17 protein-coding genes are annotated in these 19,380 nt (G+C 46.0%); 9 read left to right on the top strand and 8 right to left on the bottom strand.

The genetic code is table 11. From position 1 onward, the window contains the following. Positions 1 to 187: 187 nt before the first annotated feature. Together QUA50_RS16610 and QUA50_RS16615 are read right to left on the bottom strand one after the other, a co-directional pair. On the bottom strand, positions 188 to 532 hold the full coding sequence (locus QUA50_RS16610; protein ID WP_333264558.1) for a type II toxin-antitoxin system PemK/MazF family toxin: 345 nt from the start codon (positions 530 to 532) through the stop codon (positions 188 to 190). Beyond that, the gene (locus QUA50_RS16615; protein ID WP_333264559.1) at positions 519 to 728 is read right to left on the bottom strand and encodes a toxin-antitoxin system, antitoxin component, Xre family protein; all 210 of its coding nucleotides are present in this window, start codon (positions 726 to 728) and stop codon (positions 519 to 521) included. The genes QUA50_RS16610 and QUA50_RS16615 overlap by 14 nt, the downstream gene beginning before the upstream one ends. A 191-nt stretch (positions 729 to 919) precedes the next feature. Between QUA50_RS16615 and QUA50_RS16620 the strand changes: the two genes are divergently transcribed. From QUA50_RS16620 to QUA50_RS16635, 4 genes are all read left to right on the top strand, one after another. After that, on the top strand, positions 920 to 1,417 hold the full coding sequence (locus QUA50_RS16620; RefSeq protein ID WP_333264561.1) for a TIGR00725 family protein: 498 nt from the start codon (positions 920 to 922) through the stop codon (positions 1,415 to 1,417). A gap of 8 nt (positions 1,418 to 1,425) precedes the next feature. Then, positions 1,426 to 1,947 carry a hypothetical protein gene (locus QUA50_RS16625; RefSeq protein WP_333264562.1) on the top strand — a complete coding sequence of 174 codons (522 nt, stop codon included), beginning with the start codon at positions 1,426 to 1,428 and terminating at the stop codon, positions 1,945 to 1,947. A 674-nt stretch (positions 1,948 to 2,621) separates the two neighbouring features. Beyond that, entirely contained in the window at positions 2,622 to 3,503 is an 882-nt protein-coding gene (locus QUA50_RS16630) for a substrate-binding domain-containing protein (protein ID WP_333264564.1), read from the top strand. 140 nt (positions 3,504 to 3,643) lie between these two features. After that, positions 3,644 to 5,467, top strand: coding sequence for an ATP-binding protein (locus QUA50_RS16635; RefSeq protein ID WP_333264566.1), 1,824 nt, complete (start codon positions 3,644 to 3,646; stop codon positions 5,465 to 5,467). A 44-nt stretch (positions 5,468 to 5,511) separates the two neighbouring features. On the opposite strand, the gene wecB is transcribed toward QUA50_RS16635, so the two are convergent. Beyond that, positions 5,512 to 6,642, bottom strand: a complete 1,131-nt coding sequence (gene wecB / locus QUA50_RS16640) for a non-hydrolyzing UDP-N-acetylglucosamine 2-epimerase (RefSeq protein ID WP_333264568.1) — start codon at positions 6,640 to 6,642, stop codon at positions 5,512 to 5,514. A gap of 261 nt (positions 6,643 to 6,903) precedes the next feature. On the opposite strand from wecB, the gene QUA50_RS16645 reads away from it, so the two are divergent. Then, entirely contained in the window at positions 6,904 to 7,473 is a 570-nt protein-coding gene (locus QUA50_RS16645) for a pseudouridine synthase (protein ID WP_333264570.1), read from the top strand. Between the two features lie 187 nt (positions 7,474 to 7,660). Here the strand turns inward: QUA50_RS16645 and QUA50_RS16650 are convergent, their stop codons facing one another. Continuing rightward, on the bottom strand, positions 7,661 to 8,506 hold the full coding sequence (locus QUA50_RS16650; RefSeq protein ID WP_333212748.1) for a hypothetical protein: 846 nt from the start codon (positions 8,504 to 8,506) through the stop codon (positions 7,661 to 7,663). 196 nt (positions 8,507 to 8,702) lie between these two features. Here QUA50_RS16650 and ctpB point away from each other — a divergent pair, with 196 nt between their 5' ends. Further along, on the top strand, positions 8,703 to 10,022 hold the full coding sequence (gene ctpB, locus QUA50_RS16655) for a carboxyl-terminal processing protease CtpB (protein ID WP_333264572.1): 1,320 nt from the start codon (positions 8,703 to 8,705) through the stop codon (positions 10,020 to 10,022). A gap of 92 nt (positions 10,023 to 10,114) precedes the next feature. Here ctpB and QUA50_RS16660 read toward each other — a convergent pair whose 3' ends face one another. The 4 genes from QUA50_RS16660 to QUA50_RS16675 form a co-directional block, all read right to left on the bottom strand. Continuing rightward, positions 10,115 to 10,309 carry a hypothetical protein gene (locus tag QUA50_RS16660; RefSeq protein WP_333234229.1) on the bottom strand — a complete coding sequence of 65 codons (195 nt, stop codon included), beginning with the start codon at positions 10,307 to 10,309 and terminating at the stop codon, positions 10,115 to 10,117. Between the two features lie 70 nt (positions 10,310 to 10,379). Beyond that, positions 10,380 to 12,350 (bottom strand): heavy metal translocating P-type ATPase, encoded by a 1,971-nt coding sequence (locus QUA50_RS16665; protein ID WP_333234228.1) that lies wholly within the window; start codon positions 12,348 to 12,350, stop codon positions 10,380 to 10,382. A gap of 217 nt (positions 12,351 to 12,567) precedes the next feature. After that, positions 12,568 to 13,002, bottom strand: coding sequence for a VOC family protein (locus QUA50_RS16670; protein WP_333264574.1), 435 nt, complete (start codon positions 13,000 to 13,002; stop codon positions 12,568 to 12,570). A gap of 215 nt (positions 13,003 to 13,217) precedes the next feature. Continuing rightward, a complete protein-coding gene (locus QUA50_RS16675) occupies positions 13,218 to 13,727 on the bottom strand; it encodes a TIGR02652 family protein (RefSeq protein WP_006631343.1) in 510 nt (169 codons plus the stop codon). Between the two features lie 106 nt (positions 13,728 to 13,833). Between QUA50_RS16675 and QUA50_RS16680 the strand changes: the two genes are divergently transcribed. From QUA50_RS16680 to QUA50_RS16690, 3 genes are all read left to right on the top strand, one after another. Beyond that, entirely contained in the window at positions 13,834 to 14,391 is a 558-nt protein-coding gene (locus tag QUA50_RS16680; protein ID WP_333264576.1) for a gamma carbonic anhydrase family protein, read from the top strand. Positions 14,392 to 14,724: 333 nt separating this feature from the next. Beyond that, positions 14,725 to 17,136, top strand: a complete 2,412-nt coding sequence (locus QUA50_RS16685; RefSeq protein WP_333264578.1) for a GH116 family glycosyl hydrolase — start codon at positions 14,725 to 14,727, stop codon at positions 17,134 to 17,136. Positions 17,137 to 17,693: 557 nt separating this feature from the next. After that, entirely contained in the window at positions 17,694 to 19,127 is a 1,434-nt protein-coding gene (locus QUA50_RS16690; protein WP_333264579.1) for a protein adenylyltransferase SelO family protein, read from the top strand. The last annotated feature ends 253 nt before the right edge of the window (positions 19,128 to 19,380 follow it).

Below are 19,380 nucleotides of genomic sequence, written 5' to 3' on the forward strand. Positions count from 1 at the left end.
CTCATTTAACTCGTTATCTTATTATGGCAGATTTTGCCATTTTTTATCAAGCCTCACACAACCTGTAAGTTTTTAAGAAGAAATTGGGAAGATCGATCGCCCTTCTTGCATCCGCGTTAATCTGCGTCCATCTGCGGTTAAAAAAGAGCGATCTCCCTTTCTATCCCAGATTCAGAAGGGAACTCGCTCAACTATTACCTATAATTCCAATCAATCCCTCTTTCAAAGACTGGATATCTACATCTTGAAGCCTTCCCAGTTTTTTGAGGATTAGTTGTTTCTCAATTGTCGTAATAACTGGCTTAATCATAGAAGCTTTTAAAAGCCCAGCCGATCGCCAATCTGTGATGATTATATCACCGAGTTTCGGACTACTGCTAACTTGACTCGTTATACCCATCAAAATGCGATCGGGATATTCTGCATTATAAACGTCAGAACTAATCACAACTGCTGGACGTTTTTTATCGGTAGTTCGATCTGTAAAAGGAAACGGAACTAAAACTACATCACCAAAATTATAACTCGTCATACTCCGCGTCCTCTGGGTTATCCCAAATTTTAGCAAAAGCTGCTTCTGAGAGTTGAGTTGCAGTATAAATGAGAAGACGATCTTCACTTCGCGTTAAAAGGAAATCGATAAAATCTTCTAATACCGTAATTTTATCTGGCGGTAAACTGCGGATTTTTTCCATCAGCTTTGTTTCAGGGTTTTGGGTCACACTCATGTTATATCTCACTTTCTTATTGACGAAATAGCACTCAGAGTAAGTGCTACAAATAAATATAACATGGGGAGGGCGGGTTTTGCAGCAGCAGTAAACTCACTCCTATTATAGACTGTAGCTCAACCTTCTCCTACTATTTATGAGTGGAGATTATTGTTGTTTGGCGATGACCTACTTGTTCACCCAAAACTATGAAAAAAATCATCATCGGCATCATGGGCCCCGGCGATAGTGCCACAGCAACCGACTTAGAAAACGCCTATCAACTCGGACAACTCATCGCCGAAGCAGGATGGATATTGCTAACTGGCGGTAGAAATGTCGGCGTCATGGATGCCGCCAACAAAGGAGCAAAATCAGCTAACGGTTTAACAGTCGGCATCCTTCCGGGGAATGACACTCGCGGCATTTCTGAAGCTGTAGATATTGCCATTCTCACCGATATGGGAAACGCCCGAAATAACATTAACATTCTTTCTTCAGACGTAATAATTGCCTGCGGTATGGGAACCGGCACTGCTTCGGAAATTGCCCTCGCTCTCAAAGCTAACAAACAAGTTATATTGTTAAATCACAGCGCCGAAAGTCAAGTTTTTTTTAAAGGTTTAGCACAATTTAACATCTTTGTGGTAAACAATGCTGTAGAGGCTATGAATCAAGCTCGCGAAATCCTAGCAAATCCAAGATGAAATCCAAGATGAGACTAAGCAAATTCAACTTTTGTGCGATCGGCATTTTCCTGACTTTGGGGATTTTCGTCAGTACCAAAGCAGACGGAGGAATTGCACAGTTCAGTTTCAGCAACAAATCCACTCCTAAATTAGCACAAACCCTCCCTCCTCCTCCCCCTTTCGCACCGCCTGTTACCGAACAAGAAGCGCCACCTATTCGCAGCGAATCCGTGCCGGATCAAATAGCTTTAGCAACTCATTTGCAGACCATCAAAGCTAGAATGTACGGTGCTTACTGGTGTCCTCACTGTCACACGCAACAAGAACTTTTCGGCAAAGAAGCATTTACCGCAATTAATTACATTGAGTGCGATCCCAGAGGCAAAGATGCTCAACCAGACTTGTGCAAAGCTGCCAATATTAAAGCTTATCCCACTTGGGAAATTCGGGGGAAATATTACACGGGCCGGCAATCTTTGGAAAAACTTGCTATTTTATCCGGTTATAAAGGCAGCGGCAATTTTGGGCCACCAGTTCCCTCTCCTTAAAAAGATATTATAACTGGCAAGGCAAACATTCTCAGTTACAGCACCGAAATTCACCTAATGGGACTTAGACATTTTAAGGCCCCTCTAGGGGCTTAAAACCTCTGGTTTGCACTAGCAAAGGAAAGAGGTCGATGACTTAACAATGGCTGAAACCCCTCTAAATACTAGATTTATGCCTATTCCGTCTGAAAGTCTCGATCCAATCCATGTAGGTTTGAAGCCTTTTTTGCCTCAATTTTTGTCTAAGTCCCTCTAAATCAAATGACTTCTGATTTTCGTCGTTTTAGATCGATCGCAAATCAATCAATCGATCTCAAAAACAAACACTTATCTGTAACTTCCAATTTACATAAAGTAGTCAAGATAACAGCTTCATGATTGACCTGTAACAGTAACTTCTGATTGGTTATGCTGCCTTGTCTGCGCTCGTATCTATAATAAGTAGGATGCGATCGCTAATCCGATCGAACAGCATGACAAAACGTTGCGATGAGTCATTGCAAATTTTAATTATTTAGCATAAGATTTAGTAGGTTGAAATCAACCGTAAAATATCAACTCCTTTTTTTTAGGCTAACTTAAAAAAATGCTGGAGTTGGGTTCACTATAAAATCATCAAAAACTTGAGCTTCTACTACCCAGATCGTCTTTTTGAATAGCATAGGAATTTTTAAATGAAACCGAATTTAGTTAGGGTAGCTTTAAGTGCGATCGCCCTCCTAGGGCTGTCCAGTTGCAGTACGACGACCAGCATTGCCACGACAACAGCGCCCACGACTGCGGCGACGCAAACCCAAACCTCGATTAAAGTTGGGGCGTCAAGCAGCACGTTGGGTCTGATGAAGGTGTTGCAAACGAACTACGAAGCTACCGCAAAAAACGTCAAAATTACCAATCTAGAACCAGGGCAGTCCGAAAATATAATTGATGGAGTTAAACAGACATTAGTCGATTTAGGTGCAATATCAAGAACATTAAAGCCCGAAGAAAATGATGACACTTTAGAGTCTCGCGATGTTGCCCACGATGCCCTTTTAGTGGCCACTCATTCGAGCGTCACAGGGGTGAAAAACCTCACTACTGAAGACCTCAAAGGCATTTATAGCGGCAGCATCACCAATTGGAAGGAACTCGGAGGAACCGATGCTAAAATTGTGCTGCTCGATCGCCCAGAAGATGAATCTGCCAAGCGGCTATTGCGGGAATATTACCTAGGAACAGACTTAAAAAATTCATTAGAAGCAGTAGTATTTCGGAAAGAAGGGGAATTGATCGAGGCAATTCAAAGCACTCCTTACAGCATCGGTAGCTTTTCCCTGGCTCACGCCATTTCCAATAAACTACCTGTCAACCGCCTCAGCCTCAACGGGGTTGAACCAACACCAGAAAATGTCAAAGCGGGCAAGTATCCGATGGTTCGGACAATTTCAATTCTCTGGCACAAAAAACCTTCAGATGCTACCCAAGCGCTACTTCAATACATCTCTAGTCCGCTAGGAATCAACGCAATGGAGCAGTCTGGCTTTATTTCCGTGACCCAATCCACCAAGAATTAAGAGCTGTGGCCATCCAATCGAGATACCGGCGGTTACCCGTTTCCGTCAAGTTGTTATCGCCTCTGTTGTTGGCATTTTTGAGTCTATGGACTGTCGGAACCTTGGGTTTTGGTTATTTTGCTAGAAACAACTTAGAACAGATGGCACGAAATGAGATGGTGGATCTGGCTAGTATGCTGCGGGAAACTCTCAAGCAAAGGCAAGAATCACTCAGTGTGAAAACCCGTTCCGCGAGTGAGGACAATGATGTCATCAGAGCAGTAGCTGAGGGCGATCGCGCTTTATTACTGCGAACTGTATTACCAATCCAAGCTGGTTTAAAAGTGGATTCGATCAGAATAGTTGACACTGATGGTCAAGTCTTAGTTTCTTCACAGTTGGGAGCAATAAGGCAGGCGAAATTGCAGGATGCCTCTGTCAACCGTGCCGCCCGCATTGGACTAGAGTTATCAGGCATTCTCCGAGCAGAAAACGGGGCTCCTGCTTCGATGATTGCCTCCATCTCGATCAAATCATTCAAAAAAGTGCTAGGTGGCTTGGTTGCGGGAGTAGCCATCGACGACACAGCGCTAAAGTCAATTCGAGGCGACACATCCATAGATTTGGTGGCTTTTGAGGGCGAGAGGGTGACGGCAACTACTTTGCCGCTTCTGCGCGATCGACCTTGGCAATTTCGACAGCCAGACGGATTGCCCACCAAAATCAGGATTGCAGGTGAAGAATACCTGATCGCAACAATCGAATTACAAAGTTTTGATGGGGCAACTCTCAAAATTGCTCTACTCAAGTCTGCTAAGGAAATAGATCGAGCAGAACAGCATTTATGGTTTGTGGTGGGCGGCTTTGGGCTATTGGGAAGTGTCCTGATCGCAGTTGTGACGATCGGAGGTTTGCGTCTCACCCAAGCTCTGAGCCATCGCATTCAAAGACTGACTAAGGCAACCCAGGAATTGGCCAAAGGCGATTTAGCGATTGATATTCGGGTTGACAGTCAGGATGAAGTGGGGCTTTTAGCTCAGGGATTTAAAAGTATGGCAGAGCAACTTATGGCTCGCGATCGGCAACTGAACCAACAGTTGCAACAACTAGAGAGTACCCTTGAAGAACTGCACCGCACCCAGAGTCAGATGGTGCATCACGAAAAAATGTCGGCACTGGGGCAAATGGTGGCAGGGATAGCGCACGAAATCAACAACCCGGTCAGCTTTATCTACGGCAACCTGTCTCATCTCAACGATCACATCCATGACTTACTGCGATTACTAGATGCCTATCAAAAGCACTATCCCAACCCGTCCCCATCACTTCAATATGACCTAGACGATGTGGATTTAAACTTCCTAACAGAGGATCTCACTAAGATTCTTAAGTCGATGAAAATCGGCACCAGTCGCATTCGGGACATTGTGGTTTCGTTGCGTAGCTTTTCTCGTCTGGATCACTCGGAATTCAAGGCTGTCGATATCCATGAAGGCATTGATAACACCTTGATGATTTTAGAACATCGCCTTCAAGCCAAGCCCGAACGCCCAACTATTGAAGTAGTAAGAGAATATGGCGAGTTACCGTTGGTAGAATGCTATGCAGGTCAACTTAATCAGGTGTTTATGAACTTGCTATCAAATGCGATCGATGCTTTGGAAGATAGCAATGAAGGACGTAGTTTTCAGGAGATTGCTGACCAACCGAATCGGATTTGGATTAAGACTACCAAAACAGAACAAGAGTGGGTGCAGATTGCGATCGCCGATAACGGTACTGGCATTCCAGAGAAAGCGCGATCGCGCCTATTCGATCCCTTCTTCACTACTAAACCCGTAGGCAAGGGGACAGGATTAGGCTTATCCATTAGCTATCAGGTGGTGAAGGAAAAGCATGGAGGAAAGCTCTGGTGTGATTCCACCCTGGGGGAAGGCACGAAGTTTGTGATTGAGATTCCCATAGAGGTCGGACTCAGCCAATAAATAGTTGAGAATCGATTTGCAGTTTTTCGACTCACTGTCAACCGTCAATTGTCAACTGTCTTCTGACTAAAATACTCTGCTACAATTTTCAAAATCCGCGAGGCTGCCAAACCGTCACCAAAGGGATTAATTGCCATTGCCATTGCGTTGTATGCTTCGGAATTGCTGAGCAATTCTGCAGCTGCTGCTGTAATTATATCAGAATTAGTACCAACCAGTTTAGCCGTACCCCCAGAAATTGCTTCTGGTCTTTCTGTGGTTTCTCGTAAGACTAAAACTGGCTTGCCCAAACTAGGTGCTTCTTCTTGCAAGCCGCCGGAATCTGTGAGGATTAAATGACATCTCTGAATCGCTCCTACTAATTCAGCGTAATCCAATGGTTCTGTTAAAAAAACTCTCGGATGGTCGCCCAAAAGAGCTTGCAAAGGTTCTCTGACTGTGGGATTTCGGTGTAGAGGTAACAGCAAGGCTGTATCGGGAAACTTATCTAAGAGTTGGAGAAATGCGCGAGCAATTCCTTGTAAGGGTTCTCCCCAATTTTCGCGGCGGTGAACTGTGGCTAAGATAGTGCGATATTTGCTCCACTCTAAGTTAGGAATGTTGCATTTTGGTTCGCGTTTGGCGACAGAAAGCAAAGCATCGATTACTGTGTTGCCTGTACGGTGAATTTCTCCCAAAACGCCCGATCGCCCTAAATTCTCCGCAGCCAGCTCTGTCGGGGCAAAATGCAGCCTTGTGAGCTGAGAAATTAACCGTCGGTTAGCCTCTTCGGGGTAAGGATTGAACACGTCGTCTGTCCGCAATCCGGCTTCTACGTGACCTACGGGTATTTTCTGGTAAAATGCAGCCAAAGCAGCGGCAAACGCTGTCGTTGTATCGCCTTGAACTAAGACGATGTGGGGCTGCAATTCTTTAAACAATTCTTCCAAACCCTGCAAACTCCGAGAAGTAATATCCGTCAAGGTTTGCTGGTGCTGCATAATGGCTAAATCCCGATCGGCTTTTAGATCGAACATTCGCATTACTTGCTCGACCATTTCTCGGTGCTGACCGGTTAATATTACTTGGGTGTCAAAGGTTGGCGAACTTTTGAACAGTTGAATTACTGGGGCTAGTTTAATCGCTTCCGGGCGTGTTCCTAAGACGATGCAAACGCGGTGTGTGGCTTCGGGCATGGTAAAATTGGGTAGTTGAGATTTGCGAGGCTCTTAAAGGCTGAAGATTTTAGAGCTGGTTTGAATCGTTGGTTAACAAGATTTATTTTTTTATGAACCGCAGAGGGCGCAGAGGGCGCAGAGGAGAGAAGAGAGATAGAAAGTGGTTTGACGTTGGGTGGGGGCGGGTTTTTGAGATTGTGAGTTTTCGCCAATTTTTGTCGGTGAAACCCGCCCATACAAATTGATTGACATTAGTACATTCTTATTTTTTAATTTGTCATGCCCTATCGGTACATTTTATTTTACAAACCCTACGATGTTTTAACTCAATTTACTGACAATTCAGGGGAAGTTAAACGCAGAACCCTGAAAGATTATATTCCGATTCCTGACATTTATGCAGTAGGAAGGCTCGATCGCGATAGTGAAGGTTTGTTGCTGCTAACCGATGACGGACAAATGCAGCACCGCCTCAGTGACCCGAAATTCGCTCATCCACGCACTTACTGGGTGCAAGTTGAACGAATTCCCGATGCAAGTGCGATCGCTGCTTTGCAGACAGGTGTCACAATTCAAGATTATCGGACTCGATCGGCAAAAGTGCAATTATTGTTAGAAGAACCGGCTTTGCCGCCCCGCGAACCGCCGATTCGATTTCGCAAAAACGTGCCGACAGCTTGGCTGGAAATGACTCTCACAGAAGGCCGCAACCGCCAAGTCCGCCGGATGACCGCAGCAGTAGGGTTTCCGACGCTGCGGCTGGTTAGGTGCGCGATCGGGCATTTGCGTCTGGAAGGTCTAAAACCCGGTGAATGGCGCGAATTAACTCAAGCCGATTTTAGATTTTAGATTTTAGATTTTAGATTGGGGAATTACAGTCAACCGCCTTGACATTTAGGACATTCTTGATATCTGAAACTATGACTGCGACTGCATTTCCCTTCTTCCTTCTTCCGACTTCCATCGGACTGAAATCTGTTACATCCGTTATATCCGTTACATCCGTTACAGAATCCGTTGCCGAACTTCCTTCTGCTTACTTTCGAGGGGGCAAAATAAAACTCTCGTTTCCATCCCGATCTTTTTGCACCTGAGCTCCCAACTTGACAAGAGCTTGTCTCGCCCTTTGACGCACCAACTTATCAGTTGTTTGAGCATAAACCGTGCTCCAAGCAGTAAACCGCACCGGCACGCTATCGGGATCTCGGCGCAAAAACTCAGCAGTTGCTCGAAACCTCGGCGCCAATGAAGCTCCTTCTGGGGTTCCTTCCACCCAATCAGCGGCCATTTCGTGGGAGCGAATTGACTCGGGAATATCCCCCAACAGCAGCAACTCATCAATACCTTTCGTTCGCCACACTATCCACGATTGGGAATGAAGTTGGGGCGAAAGGGCAAGGGCCCTAGTACCGCGCTCTATAAAGTTAACAGCAGTTTCAGGGTTTCCTTGATAAAAAGAAATAGCTGTGGAGAGAAACAGGTAGATGTCAGCCCACCGCGGGTCGCGCTGCGTAACTATGTCAAAATAATCTTGGCTCAGATTGTAGCCCGTCACATCTCGCGCTTCGTCGTCGCCAAAATACTGCAAAAATTTGAGAAATGTCCAATCTGCAATTAAATTATCAAATCCAAAACTAGGGATAGTTTTGAGCATTCTCAGCCGCAGGGCTTCTTGCTGCGCTTCTTGCTGTGCGGCTCGCTTGAAACTGGCAGCGGATATTCCAGAGGGCGGGTTTTGCCCCTGAACGCCAACTGGGGACATTCCGCCTAACTGCCCGCTAGACTGCATGGCGACGACCCCCGCCAGCGCTGCTAGACCAATAACTCCATTAAGGAGCAGGCTCAACCACTTACGCGAAAATTGTTCGATTTTAGCTTCCACGGCACTTTATAAATCCAAGTTTTAAATTAAGTTTATTGAAAGAGAGTAATAATTGGTTGGCGATCGACTATGAATCTCGTTAGACTGTCCAAAGGGATGGTGGAGCCTCCACACAATAGTTTAAGTAGTAGTGTGAGATTTTTTAGCAATATAAAATCTCAAATCAAAAATCTAAAATCGAATTGAGCCAAATTCAATGAATCAAGCCCGCAAACGCTTTTCTAAGTTACAGGCAGCCCTGTTCAGTGGGGCGATGGCAACAACCGCTTCGATATCTTTACTCGTTCCCGGCCTGAGCCAATCAGTCCGCGCCGAACTTCAAGATAGCCCCAAAGCTGTCTTAGATGAAGCTTGGCAAATTGTGAACCGAGACTATGTTGATGGCAGCTTTAACAAGATTGACTGGCAAGTAACCCGCCAAGAACTGCTGAGCAAAAATTATACCTCTCGCGAAGCTGCCTACACGGCCCTCCGCAAAGCCCTAGAGAAATTAAACGACCCCTACACCCGCTTCATGGACCCGAAGCAGTACGAAGCGCTGACGAATCAAACCTCTGGGGAACTGACAGGGGTGGGGATGAGGCTGGAAGAAGACGAGAAAACGAAAGCGATTAGGGTAGTCGAGCCGATGGAAAATTCCCCGGCCCTGAAGGCAGGGATTCTAGCGGGCGATACGATTTTGGTGATTGACGGCAAAACTACCAAAGGCATGACTGTCTCGGATGCGGCTCAGATAATTCGGGGCGATGAAGGCACGAAAGTCACGCTGCGGATTGCTCGTGAGGGCAAAAGTGAATTTGACATCACTCTGACTAGGGCGAGAATTGAGGTAGCAGCGGTTCGCTACAGCCTCAAGAATGAAGGCGGTCAGAATGTCGGTTACATCCGTTTACAAGAGTTTAGCTCCCACGCGGGCGAACAAATGCAGGCGGCGATTAAAAAGCTCACGGCTCAGAAAGCTGACGCTTTTGTGTTGGATTTGCGGGGGAATCCCGGCGGGTTGCTGCGAGTGAGTATTGATATCGCTCGGATGTGGATGGATACAGGGGCGATCGTCCGCACAGTCGATCGCACGGGCGATTCTCAGGAAATGAAGGCAAATCGCACTGCGCTCACTGACAAGCCTTTGGTGGTGCTAGTGGACGACAACTCAGCCAGCGCCAGCGAGATTTTGGCCGGTGCTCTGAAGGATAACAAGCGCGCAACTGTGATGGGCGGCCAAACTTTTGGCAAAGCTTTGGTGCAGTCGGTGCATTCTTTGGCTGACGGTTCGGGATTGGCGGTGACGATCGCTCACTACTATACTCCCAACGGTACGGATATCAGCCAGAAGGGGGTTACTCCTGATGTTAAGGTGGAAATCACCGACGAACAAAAGCTGAAATTAGCTAACAAACCGATGTTGGTTGGGACTAAGGATGATCCTTGCTACGCGCAGGCGATCGCACTTTTGAAAACTACTGCTTCCTCGGCGCGTCCCGTGGCCGCTAATGAGGTTCTTGTTCCTAAAAAGTAAGTAGTTGAAATTAGCACTTATTAACAATTAGCTTTAAGATGAAACCCGCGCCGGCGGGTTTTATTTTTGTAGTTTTATTTAGCTTCAGATTGCTAGAAAATGGTTTGTAATAACAGCCAACTATTTAATCCTACTATAATACTAGCCACTAACCAAGCTACCGCCGTTCCGTTGGATAACTTGACCACTGTTAGATAAGCAGTGATCGCAGCCCCTATCGAGGCAATTCCTGCCGTGATGGGACGAGAATAGCGGTGAATCCAGGGCTGAGAACTTTGACGACGCATAGTATTTTTGACCTCAAAATGTATGTTTCAATTGTGGCGTAAGGTGGGCAATGCCCGCCCTGCGAAAACTCTATTTCAAAACTCTAGTCGCATTAAAAATAGCTGCTAAAGCCACCCCAACATCAGCAAAAACTGCCTCCCACATTGTAGCTAACCCAAAAGCACCCAAAGCAATAAATATGCCTTTGACTGACATGGCAAAAATGATATTTTGCCAGACAATATTGTGAGTTTTTCGGGCAATTTGGATGGCTTCAGCCACCTTTGACGGTGCATCTGCCATAATTACAACATCGGCAGTTTCGATCGCCGCATCGGAGCCCAAACCCCCCATCGCTATGCCCACATCAGCCCTAGCAAGCACTGGTGCATCATTAATTCCGTCTCCAACAAAGACAATTTTCTCGCCTTTTTTAGATTGACCGATCAGTTTTTCGATCGCCTCTACTTTTCCTTCGGGTAATAACTCGGCTAAGTAGGAATCTAAACCGAGCTTTCTCGCAACACTATCGGCTACAGCTTGATTATCTCCTGTGAGCATCACGATTCGCTCAACACCCAGTTTCTTGAGGTCGCGAATAGCCTGTACAGCGTCTTCCTTAAGCTCGTCAGCAATCAAAATATACCCAGCGTAGCGGTTGTCTACCGCTAAATGTACTACTGTACCTTCAGCATTGCAGAGATCGTGAGCAATATTTTCTCGGTGCAGCAAACGGTCATTTCCCGCCAGCACAATTTGATTATTTACTTTTGCTCGGATGCCGTGTCCCGCGATTTCTTCGTAATCTTTCACATCCAATGAATCTATCTTTCCGCCGTAAGCTTCCAGAATAGATTTCGCGACTGGGTGATTTGATTGAGATTCTACTTTAGCAGCTATTGCCATCAACTCTGTTTGGGAAAAACCATTTGTAGGCACAATTTGTGCTACTTTAAAAACTCCTTTTGTCAAAGTTCCTGTTTTGTCCAAAACAACTGTCTTGACTGCTGTCAGGGTATCTAAAAAAGTCGAGCCTTTAACCAAAATACCGCGTTTGGCTGCACCACCAATTCCCCCAAAGTATCCCAAAGGAATGCTAATAACCAATCCGCAAGGGCAGGAAATAACTAACAAGACTAGGGCGCGGTAAACCCATAAAAATCTGTCTGCATTAGTTGCTCCTGAAATGAACAAAGGCGGAATTAAAGCCACTGCTAGCGATGCAAATACTACAAAAGGCGTGTAGTAACTGGCAAATTTGGTGATAAATTTTTCAGTTTCAGCTTTTTTGCTTCTGGCATTTTCTACTAATTCCAGAATTCTGGAGATTGAAGATTCACCGAATAGTTTGGTAACTTTGACGGTGAGAACTCCTGTCTGGTTAATTGTTCCTGCTAAAACTGTTTCTCCAACTTTCACGGTTCGAGGTACTGATTCTCCAGTTAGTGCAGATGTGTCAATCTGAGAATTGCCGTCTATAATTTCACCGTCTAAGGGAATCTTTTCTCCCGGTTTGACAAGGATGATATCGCCGACAGCTACTGTTTCTGGTGCAACTTTTTTGATTTCACCCTTTGCTTTGAGGTTGGCGCTGTCTGGGCGAATTTCTAAAAGCGATCGGATCGATTGACGCGATCGCCCTACGGCAAATTCTTGAAAAAGTTCTCCGATTTTGAAAAACAACATCACCCCGACTGCTTCAGGGAGTTTGTGAATAGCGACAGCGCCGAGTGTTGCTACAGTCATTAAGAAATTTTCATCAAAAAATCGACCTCGCAGAATGTTGCGGCCGGCAATAGTTAAAACATTCCATCCGCTTAAAAGATAGGCTGGGATGAAAACCAGATATTCACCTATAGAATAGGGCGTGTTGTGCAGTTTTTCTTCAAAAATTAAACCGCCGACAAATAGTACAACAACCAATATCACAGGAATCAATTCTTGATTCAGGTTAAAATCTCCGTTCCCGTGGTCGTGGTCATGGTTATGATTCTCATGGCTGCGATCGTGGTCGTCGTCGTGACTACAGCAGCCGGAATCGCTCAATTTGGCTTTTTGCATGGTTTTTCCTGGGTTTATTTTAACACCTGATAGTATGAATAGATATTCATATTGTATAGTCAAAAATAAAATATAGTAGATTGTGAGTTAAAAATCTACTGTATTTTATAAAAATATTGTTAAGTTGGTCGGGAACGTTACCAGGGATTAAGAGTAATAACTATTCTCAGTTTCCGATTGAGAGAGAGAATGATTATCCATAGTCATTAGCGATCGACTAATTAAGCCGCCGGATAAATTCTAAAGGCAAACCATCAGTATCGGCAATAAAAGCTACTTCGTAAACATTTTGCCCGATCGCCTGTTGAGTCGGTTCTAATAAAACTTTCAAAGCTTGAAACTGGTTTGGTTGGTATGAAGCAGCTTCGTCAAACCGTTCTTTCAGAGACTGCAACCAGCTAGGCAAGTCAGTTGTCGCCTCAGTTAAATCGAAAGATAAATGATAATATCCAACATAATGCTCGTCTCCGAAAGCATCCGGTGCGGGTTTTGGTTCCGGGATTTGAATTAGTTCGATGCGTCCATTGAGACCTTCCATCCAACAGGCTAGGGTGTAACCTGTGGTAAAGCGATCGCTCACAGTAAATCCCAACTGTTCGTAAAAGGCGATCGCCCGGTGAATGTTAGCAGTGCGAATCGAGGCGTGGTGCATTCGATTTTAGATTTTAGATTTTAGATTTTAGATTGGGGAATTGGCCAAACAGGGCGTTGGGCATTGGTTGCTATCGCCTAAATATTCTAAAAAACCTGGGGCAAATAACAACCAACAAATAACTAATGACTAATAACGAATAGACCTCTCCCATAATTATTGTGGAACAGGCATCTTGCCTGTTCAAAACTGTCTTTTTGGGAGATGTCTAATAACTATTCAAACAATCGAAAATAGGGATATCTAATCGGAACTCCCGGCTCTTTTTCCAAATCAAAATTAATCACTTCCCAGCAAGGGTCTTCTTGGGGATCGGGACTAAAATCCACAGGCAAACCGTACAGCCGCGGCCGGGGCGATTCCGACTGGCCCCGCCAAGGCGTGCTGCGTTCCAAATAAGCGCTGATTAAGTCCCGATAGCGTTGGGCAACGATCACGCGAGTTGCTCGGTAGCCTTGAGTATAAAGTCGATCGAGCGCTTCGTGAATTTCAAACCGAATCCCGTCGGGGTGCGTGTGCTGGCGATACCATTCATTCTCCCAGCGGCGCCAGTGCCGCCCAGACTGAAGGTGAACCAGTTCCCCCGTTTTTGGATCTGCCTCAAATGCCCCGTGACGCGGACACAAATAGGTATCCGTGAGCGTTAAAGCCGGAATTGTTTGGCGACAGTGGGGACACTGAATTTCCGGGCCAAACATCGGGTATTGCAAGGCAACTTCAATCATTTATTTGCGTCCCAGCATATTTTCTCTGCAAAAGTGCCAAATACTTTTATTATATCCCGTATCAACAACCAGCTAATCTGCTAGAAGTATAACGATCGACCAACTAATGAGCAATCTCAACGAACCTCTGTCTGCACTTTCTTCCTATTGGCCCAGGCCCGATCTGTCCCAAGCGGCTTTTGTCGCTGAAGGCGCTGTGGTTATCGGCAGGGTAGAGGTGGCTGCTGGCGCTAGTATTTGGTACGGGGCGGTGGTGCGGGCGGATGTAGAGCGAATTGCGATCGGCTCAAGTACCAATATCCAAGATGGAGCAATTCTGCACGGCGATCCGGGGAAACCGACTGTTTTGGAAGATTTCGTGACAGTCGGACACCGAGCCGTGATTCACTCAGCTTACATTGAACGGGGCTGCCTGATCGGGATTGGGGCGATCGTCCTCGATGGAGTGAGGGTGGGAACAGGCTCGATCGTCGGTGCAGGGGCGGTTGTCACCAAAGACGTTCCCCCTCACACGCTAGTTGCGGGAGTGCCTGCCAAGCGCCTGCGAGATGTCTCTGAGGAGGAAGCTGCGGAGTTGGTCGAACACGCTAAGCGTTACGAAAAGTTGGCTTTGGTACACGCGAGGAAAGGTTCGGATTTGGGATTTGCTGAGGTGACGGAATGAGGTTTTCAGGATAGTCCTGAACGCATAAAAACCTTCATAACCGGGTTTTTTGCGGTTTGGGCGGGCTGTAACGAAGTATTTTGAAAAAATCCCGGTTTCCGATCGCCCGTGCGTCCAGGACTATAAGACTCACTCTTAATGAGTTTTGTTGAGGTAGAAAACTTACACATTTCAGGGCAAATCTGTCATTATAAGCGTATCGAACAATATCATAAATGCTAAACTACAGTAATGAAAATTAAGCAAAAAAGTAGTGATTTATAATTGCTTACACCGCCAAAAAACTCCTAAGCTTTAAAACATTCCTATATCGATAATCTAAAATCAATTGACATGAATAACGATCGCACATTCAATCCAAACATCCCCCCGCACACCTGGAAACGTCCCATCGGCCTCGGTTGGGAGAATCCCTATACAGTCCGCTACGCAAGCAATCTCGACGACGGGCCCTGGCACGGAATGCCTCTGGGCGGGTTCGGTGCCGGCTGCATCGGGCGATCGTCCCGCGGCGACTTCAACCTCTGGCACATTGACGGTGGCGAGCACATTTTTCGCAGTTTGCCCGCTTGTCAGTTCAGCGTTTTTGAAGAAACTCAAGGCAAGAAACAAGCTTTTGCACTGTCCGCTGAACCGCCTACCGATGGCAGTTTATCTAGTTGGAAATGGTATCCAAAAGAAGGAACAAGAGAAGAGTCTAATTCTGGTACTTATCATGCTTTGTATCCGCGCAGTTGGTTTGTCTACGAAAATGTGTTTCATGCTGAATTAAGCTGCGAGCAATTTTCGCCAATTTTGCCGAACAATTATCAGGAAAGCAGTTACCCAGTTGCCATGTTTGAATGGGTGGCGCACAATCCTACCGATGCGCCGATTACTCTCAGCATCATGCTGACTTGGGAGAATATTGTCGGTTGGTTTACTAATGCCAACAAGTCGCCGAAAGTGATGGTGCGAGATGATGGCAGTCCATTTTATGATTATCAATCCCGGTGGGGAGAAAGTGCCGGAAATTTGAATTTGTTGGTGGAAGATTTTCACCGCATCGGTTGCGTGATGACGCGGTTGACTGCTGATGAGGAACCGAAAGAGGGGGAGGGACAATGGGCGATCGCAACTATTACTAATCCGGCGGTAGAAGTATTCTATCAAACTCGCTGGAACCCGGCGGGGAATGGCGAGGATATTTGGCGCCACTTTTCTGCTGAAGGTTTCTTGTTGGATGACAAAGACGAGACAGCCGCAGCCGCAGGAGAACAGTTGGCTTGTGCGATCGCAGTTCGCTTTACTATTCGACCGGGAAAAACTCGCAAAATTCCCTTTATTATAGCTTGGGATTTGCCCGTTACTGAGTTTGCATCGGGAGTTTGGTACTACCGCCGCTATACGGATTTCTTCGGCCGCAACGGCAAAAATGCTTGGCCGATTATTCGCACTGCAATGAAGCATTCCGATACTTGGCGCGAAAATATTGAAGCTTGGCAAAAACCGATTTTAGAACGGAAAGATTTGTCAGATAGTTTTAAAATGGCGCTGTTTAACGAGTTATACGCCCTGACAGACGGCGGTACTCTGTGGAGTGCGGCGGACGAACGCGATCCCAAGGGTCAATTTGCGGTTTTGGAGTGCATTGATTACCGCTGGTACGAAAGTTTGGACGTGCGGCTTTACGGTTCTTTTGCTTTGTTGATGCTGTGGCCGGATTTGGAAAAGTCGGTGGTTTTAGCGTTCGCTAGGGCAATTTCAGCCGGAGACGATACGCCGAGAATTATTGGCTGGAATCAAGCATCTGCTATTAGAAAAGCTGTCGGCGCGACGCCTCACGATTTGGGTGCTCCTAACGAACATCCTTGGGAAAAAACTAATTATACTAGCTATCAAGATTGCAATTTGTGGAAGGATTTACCTTGCGATTTTGTGTTGCAAGTTTATCGGGATTTCCTGTTGACTGGCGGCACAGATTGCGAGTTTCTGCAAGAGTGTTGGCCGGCAATTGTTGAGGCTTTGGCTTATTTGAAAACTTTTGATGAGGATGGGGACGGAATTCCTGAGAATTCGGGAGCACCGGATCAGACGTTTGATGACTGGCAAATGCGGGGGATAAGTGCGTATTGCGGGGGTTTGTGGTTGGCGGCGCTGGAGGCTGCTATCGCGATCGGCGAAATCTTGGAAGATGCAGCACCGCAGATAATTCCTAACCCTCAAGCAAAGATAGCATTATATCACAGTTGGCTGGAACAAGCAAGACCTAGCTATCAAGAAAAACTGTGGAACGGTCAATATTACCGTTTGGACAGCGAGAGTAATTCCGAAGTGGTGATGGCAGACCAATTGTGCGGTCAATTTTACGCGAAGCTGTTAGGATTGCCGGATATTGTGCCGCCAGAATGTGCAGCCAGTGCTTTAGAAACTGTGTACGATTCTTGCTTTTTGAAGTTCAACGATGGCGAGTTCGGTGCGGCAAATGGGGTGATGCTGAATGGTTCCCCGGAAAATCCGAATGCGACTCATCCTTTGGAAGTTTGGACGGGGATTAATTTTGGGTTGGCGGCTTTTTTGGTACAGATGGGAATGGAGGAGAAAGCGTTTAAATTGACCGATGCGGTGGTGAAGCAGATTTATGAAAATGGGTTGCAGTTTCGCACGCCGGAAGCGATTACGGCGGGGGGAACTTTTCGGGCGAGTCACTATTTGCGGGCGATGGCGATTTGGGCGATTTACGGGGTGTTGACTAATTTTAAATAGGGGAAAAGGTATATAGCAATCATTGTAGGAGTTGTAATTTTTTTGACCCCACCCCAACCCTCCCCGAACCCGTGGGGAGGGAGTAAGAAATTCACAAATGATTTAGATTACTATATTAGGTGGTGAATCCCACTTAACTTTAAAAATTTTAAGACTTCATATCATGTCCCGTCGATTACCCTTCATCAGGTAGGGGCGGGTTCACCAACAACATCGGCCAATAATTGACAATCTCAAAAACCCGCCCGGCCGGGATATTATGGTCAATCGGATATGAGATCAACTTCATTTTTAGCAAGAAAAACGGTTAATTTAACTATCGCTAAAATTGACAGTTAAAATTTTTAGCTTTCCAGGGAGACGCTAATGTTTCATGCTCAAACTTTAGCTATGCTAAAATTTTAAAATGAAACAGCCCTGCTGGGATGCGAGGGAGATCGAACTCGGCTATAGACGAGGGATACAAAGGGTCTGAGGCGATTGTTGACACCAATGCAGTCTGCACCTTACCCGTATATAATTTGGAGCGATCGCCAATTTCAAGATAAAATAGAAAAATGTCAAATCCTTTGCTCTCCCTCAACTACGAACCCGCCCTCGAATCCCTCGGTGGCGACTATTTTGATGAAGTCCCAGCAGCAGATTTTCCGCAGCATATTCTCCGCTTCCGCAACGACAAATTATTGCCAAGATTGGGTTTAGAACCCGCACAAGTAACCGACCAACATTTCATCGAAGCGTTCGGTGAATTTCACTGCGTCCGCCCTTTTTTGGCACTTCGCTATCACGGCTATCAATTCAACGAATACAACCCGAATTTAGGCGACGGTAGAGGCTTTTTGTACGGCCAAGTTCGCGGGACTGACGGCAGACTTTACGACTTCGGCACTAAAGGTTCCGGCCGCACGCCCTACTCGCGGCACGCTGATGGTAGACTCACTCTCAAAGGGGGAATTCGCGAAGTTTTAGCCGCCGAAGCTTTGCACCGGTTGGGAGTTCGGACATCTCGCTGTTTTAGTTTAGTTGAAACTGGCGAGGCTTTGTGGCGGGGCGACGAACCATCACCAACGCGATCGTCCGTAATGGTGCGTTTCAGCCATTCTCACATCCGGTTTGGAACTTTTGAAAGATTGCACTATATCCGCAGGCCGGATTTAACTAAAAAGCTTTTAGATTTTGTTATTGAATATTACTATCCCGAACTGCATTTAGAAGCAAGTAATGCGGGTGTTTCGCCTGCCGAAAAATATGCGCTATTTTATGCAGATTTAGTCAAGCGAGTAGCTGAATTAGTCGCTCAGTGGATGGCAGCAGGATTTTGCCATGCCGTGCTGAATACTGATAATATGTCGATTACTGGAGAAAGTTTCGATTACGGGCCTTTCGCTTTTATCCCAACTTACAAGCCGGAATTTACAGCAGCTTATTTCGACCATTACGGTCTTTATTGTTACGGCAATCAACCGTTGATTTGTAGGAACAATTTAGAGAAACTTCAGGCACCGCTAGCAGCGGCGATTTCTCAAGCTGATATGGATGCTGCTTTGGAAAAGTTTGGCGAGTATTATAATGCAGCTTATCGGCAGTTGATGCTAAATAGATTGGGATTTGAGGATTTGCCAGAGGCGGAGGGAGATGAGTTGTTGAAGGTGACAATTAAAATGCTGGCGGAGTCTCAAGTTGAGTATCACGATTTCTTTTTTGAACTGCGAAGACAGTTCTCTGGCACTTGGCGAGATGATGCTAGTCAAATTTTTGCTGAGGCGGAACCGGCGGACTTGATAGCACCTTGGCGGCAATTTTATTATCACGTTTTGCAAAGTTTGTCGGCGGATGATATGGACAAAATGGCGGACTGTTTGCGGAGGCACAATCCCGAACAATCGCTGTTGAGACCGACGATTGAGGCTGTTTGGGAACCGATCGCTATTGAGGATAATTGGGAACCGTTTTATGAATTGGTTAAACGACTTCAAGACCCAGAAAATTGATTGATAATAGCTTGAATTAATAGCGCGTAAGGGCTGGTTTACCTGCATTTTCTGTTGGTATTAAAGGTTAGGGTGAACCAGCCCCGGAGCAATCTGATATCATGTCGGATCGATTAACCATAATATCCCGGTCGGGGCGGGTTTTTGAGATGGTCAATTATTGGCAGGTATTTTTGGTGAACCCGCCCCTTGTATCTTAAAAGAGACAAGCTATCAAACCGCAAAATGCAGGCTATCGAACCGCAGACACGGT

This window comes from Microcoleus sp. M2_D5 (assembly GCF_036701935.1).
GTDB lineage: Bacteria > Cyanobacteriota > Cyanobacteriia > Cyanobacteriales > Microcoleaceae > Microcoleus.

Coding starts and splice junctions, on each gene's coding strand:
- QUA50_RS16610 (WP_333264558.1), bottom strand. CDS start 532: ATGACGAGTTATAATTTTGGTGATGTAGTTTTAGTTCCGTTTCCTTTT.
- wecB (WP_333264568.1), bottom strand. CDS start 6,642: ATGCCCGAAGCCACACACCGCGTTTGCATCGTCTTAGGAACACGCCCG.
- QUA50_RS16630 (WP_333264564.1), top strand. CDS start 2,622: ATGAAACCGAATTTAGTTAGGGTAGCTTTAAGTGCGATCGCCCTCCTA.
- QUA50_RS16625 (WP_333264562.1), top strand. CDS start 1,426: ATGAGACTAAGCAAATTCAACTTTTGTGCGATCGGCATTTTCCTGACT.
- QUA50_RS16685 (WP_333264578.1), top strand. CDS start 14,725: ATGAATAACGATCGCACATTCAATCCAAACATCCCCCCGCACACCTGG.
- QUA50_RS16635 (WP_333264566.1), top strand. CDS start 3,644: ATGGCACGAAATGAGATGGTGGATCTGGCTAGTATGCTGCGGGAAACT.
- QUA50_RS16660 (WP_333234229.1), bottom strand. CDS start 10,309: ATGCGTCGTCAAAGTTCTCAGCCCTGGATTCACCGCTATTCTCGTCCC.
- QUA50_RS16665 (WP_333234228.1), bottom strand. CDS start 12,350: ATGCAAAAAGCCAAATTGAGCGATTCCGGCTGCTGTAGTCACGACGAC.
- QUA50_RS16615 (WP_333264559.1), bottom strand. CDS start 728: ATGAGTGTGACCCAAAACCCTGAAACAAAGCTGATGGAAAAAATCCGC.
- QUA50_RS16645 (WP_333264570.1), top strand. CDS start 6,904: ATGCCCTATCGGTACATTTTATTTTACAAACCCTACGATGTTTTAACT.
- QUA50_RS16670 (WP_333264574.1), bottom strand. CDS start 13,002: ATGCACCACGCCTCGATTCGCACTGCTAACATTCACCGGGCGATCGCC.
- ctpB (WP_333264572.1), top strand. CDS start 8,703: ATGAATCAAGCCCGCAAACGCTTTTCTAAGTTACAGGCAGCCCTGTTC.
- QUA50_RS16680 (WP_333264576.1), top strand. CDS start 13,834: ATGAGCAATCTCAACGAACCTCTGTCTGCACTTTCTTCCTATTGGCCC.
- QUA50_RS16675 (WP_006631343.1), bottom strand. CDS start 13,727: ATGATTGAAGTTGCCTTGCAATACCCGATGTTTGGCCCGGAAATTCAG.
- QUA50_RS16690 (WP_333264579.1), top strand. CDS start 17,694: ATGTCAAATCCTTTGCTCTCCCTCAACTACGAACCCGCCCTCGAATCC.
- QUA50_RS16620 (WP_333264561.1), top strand. CDS start 920: ATGAAAAAAATCATCATCGGCATCATGGGCCCCGGCGATAGTGCCACA.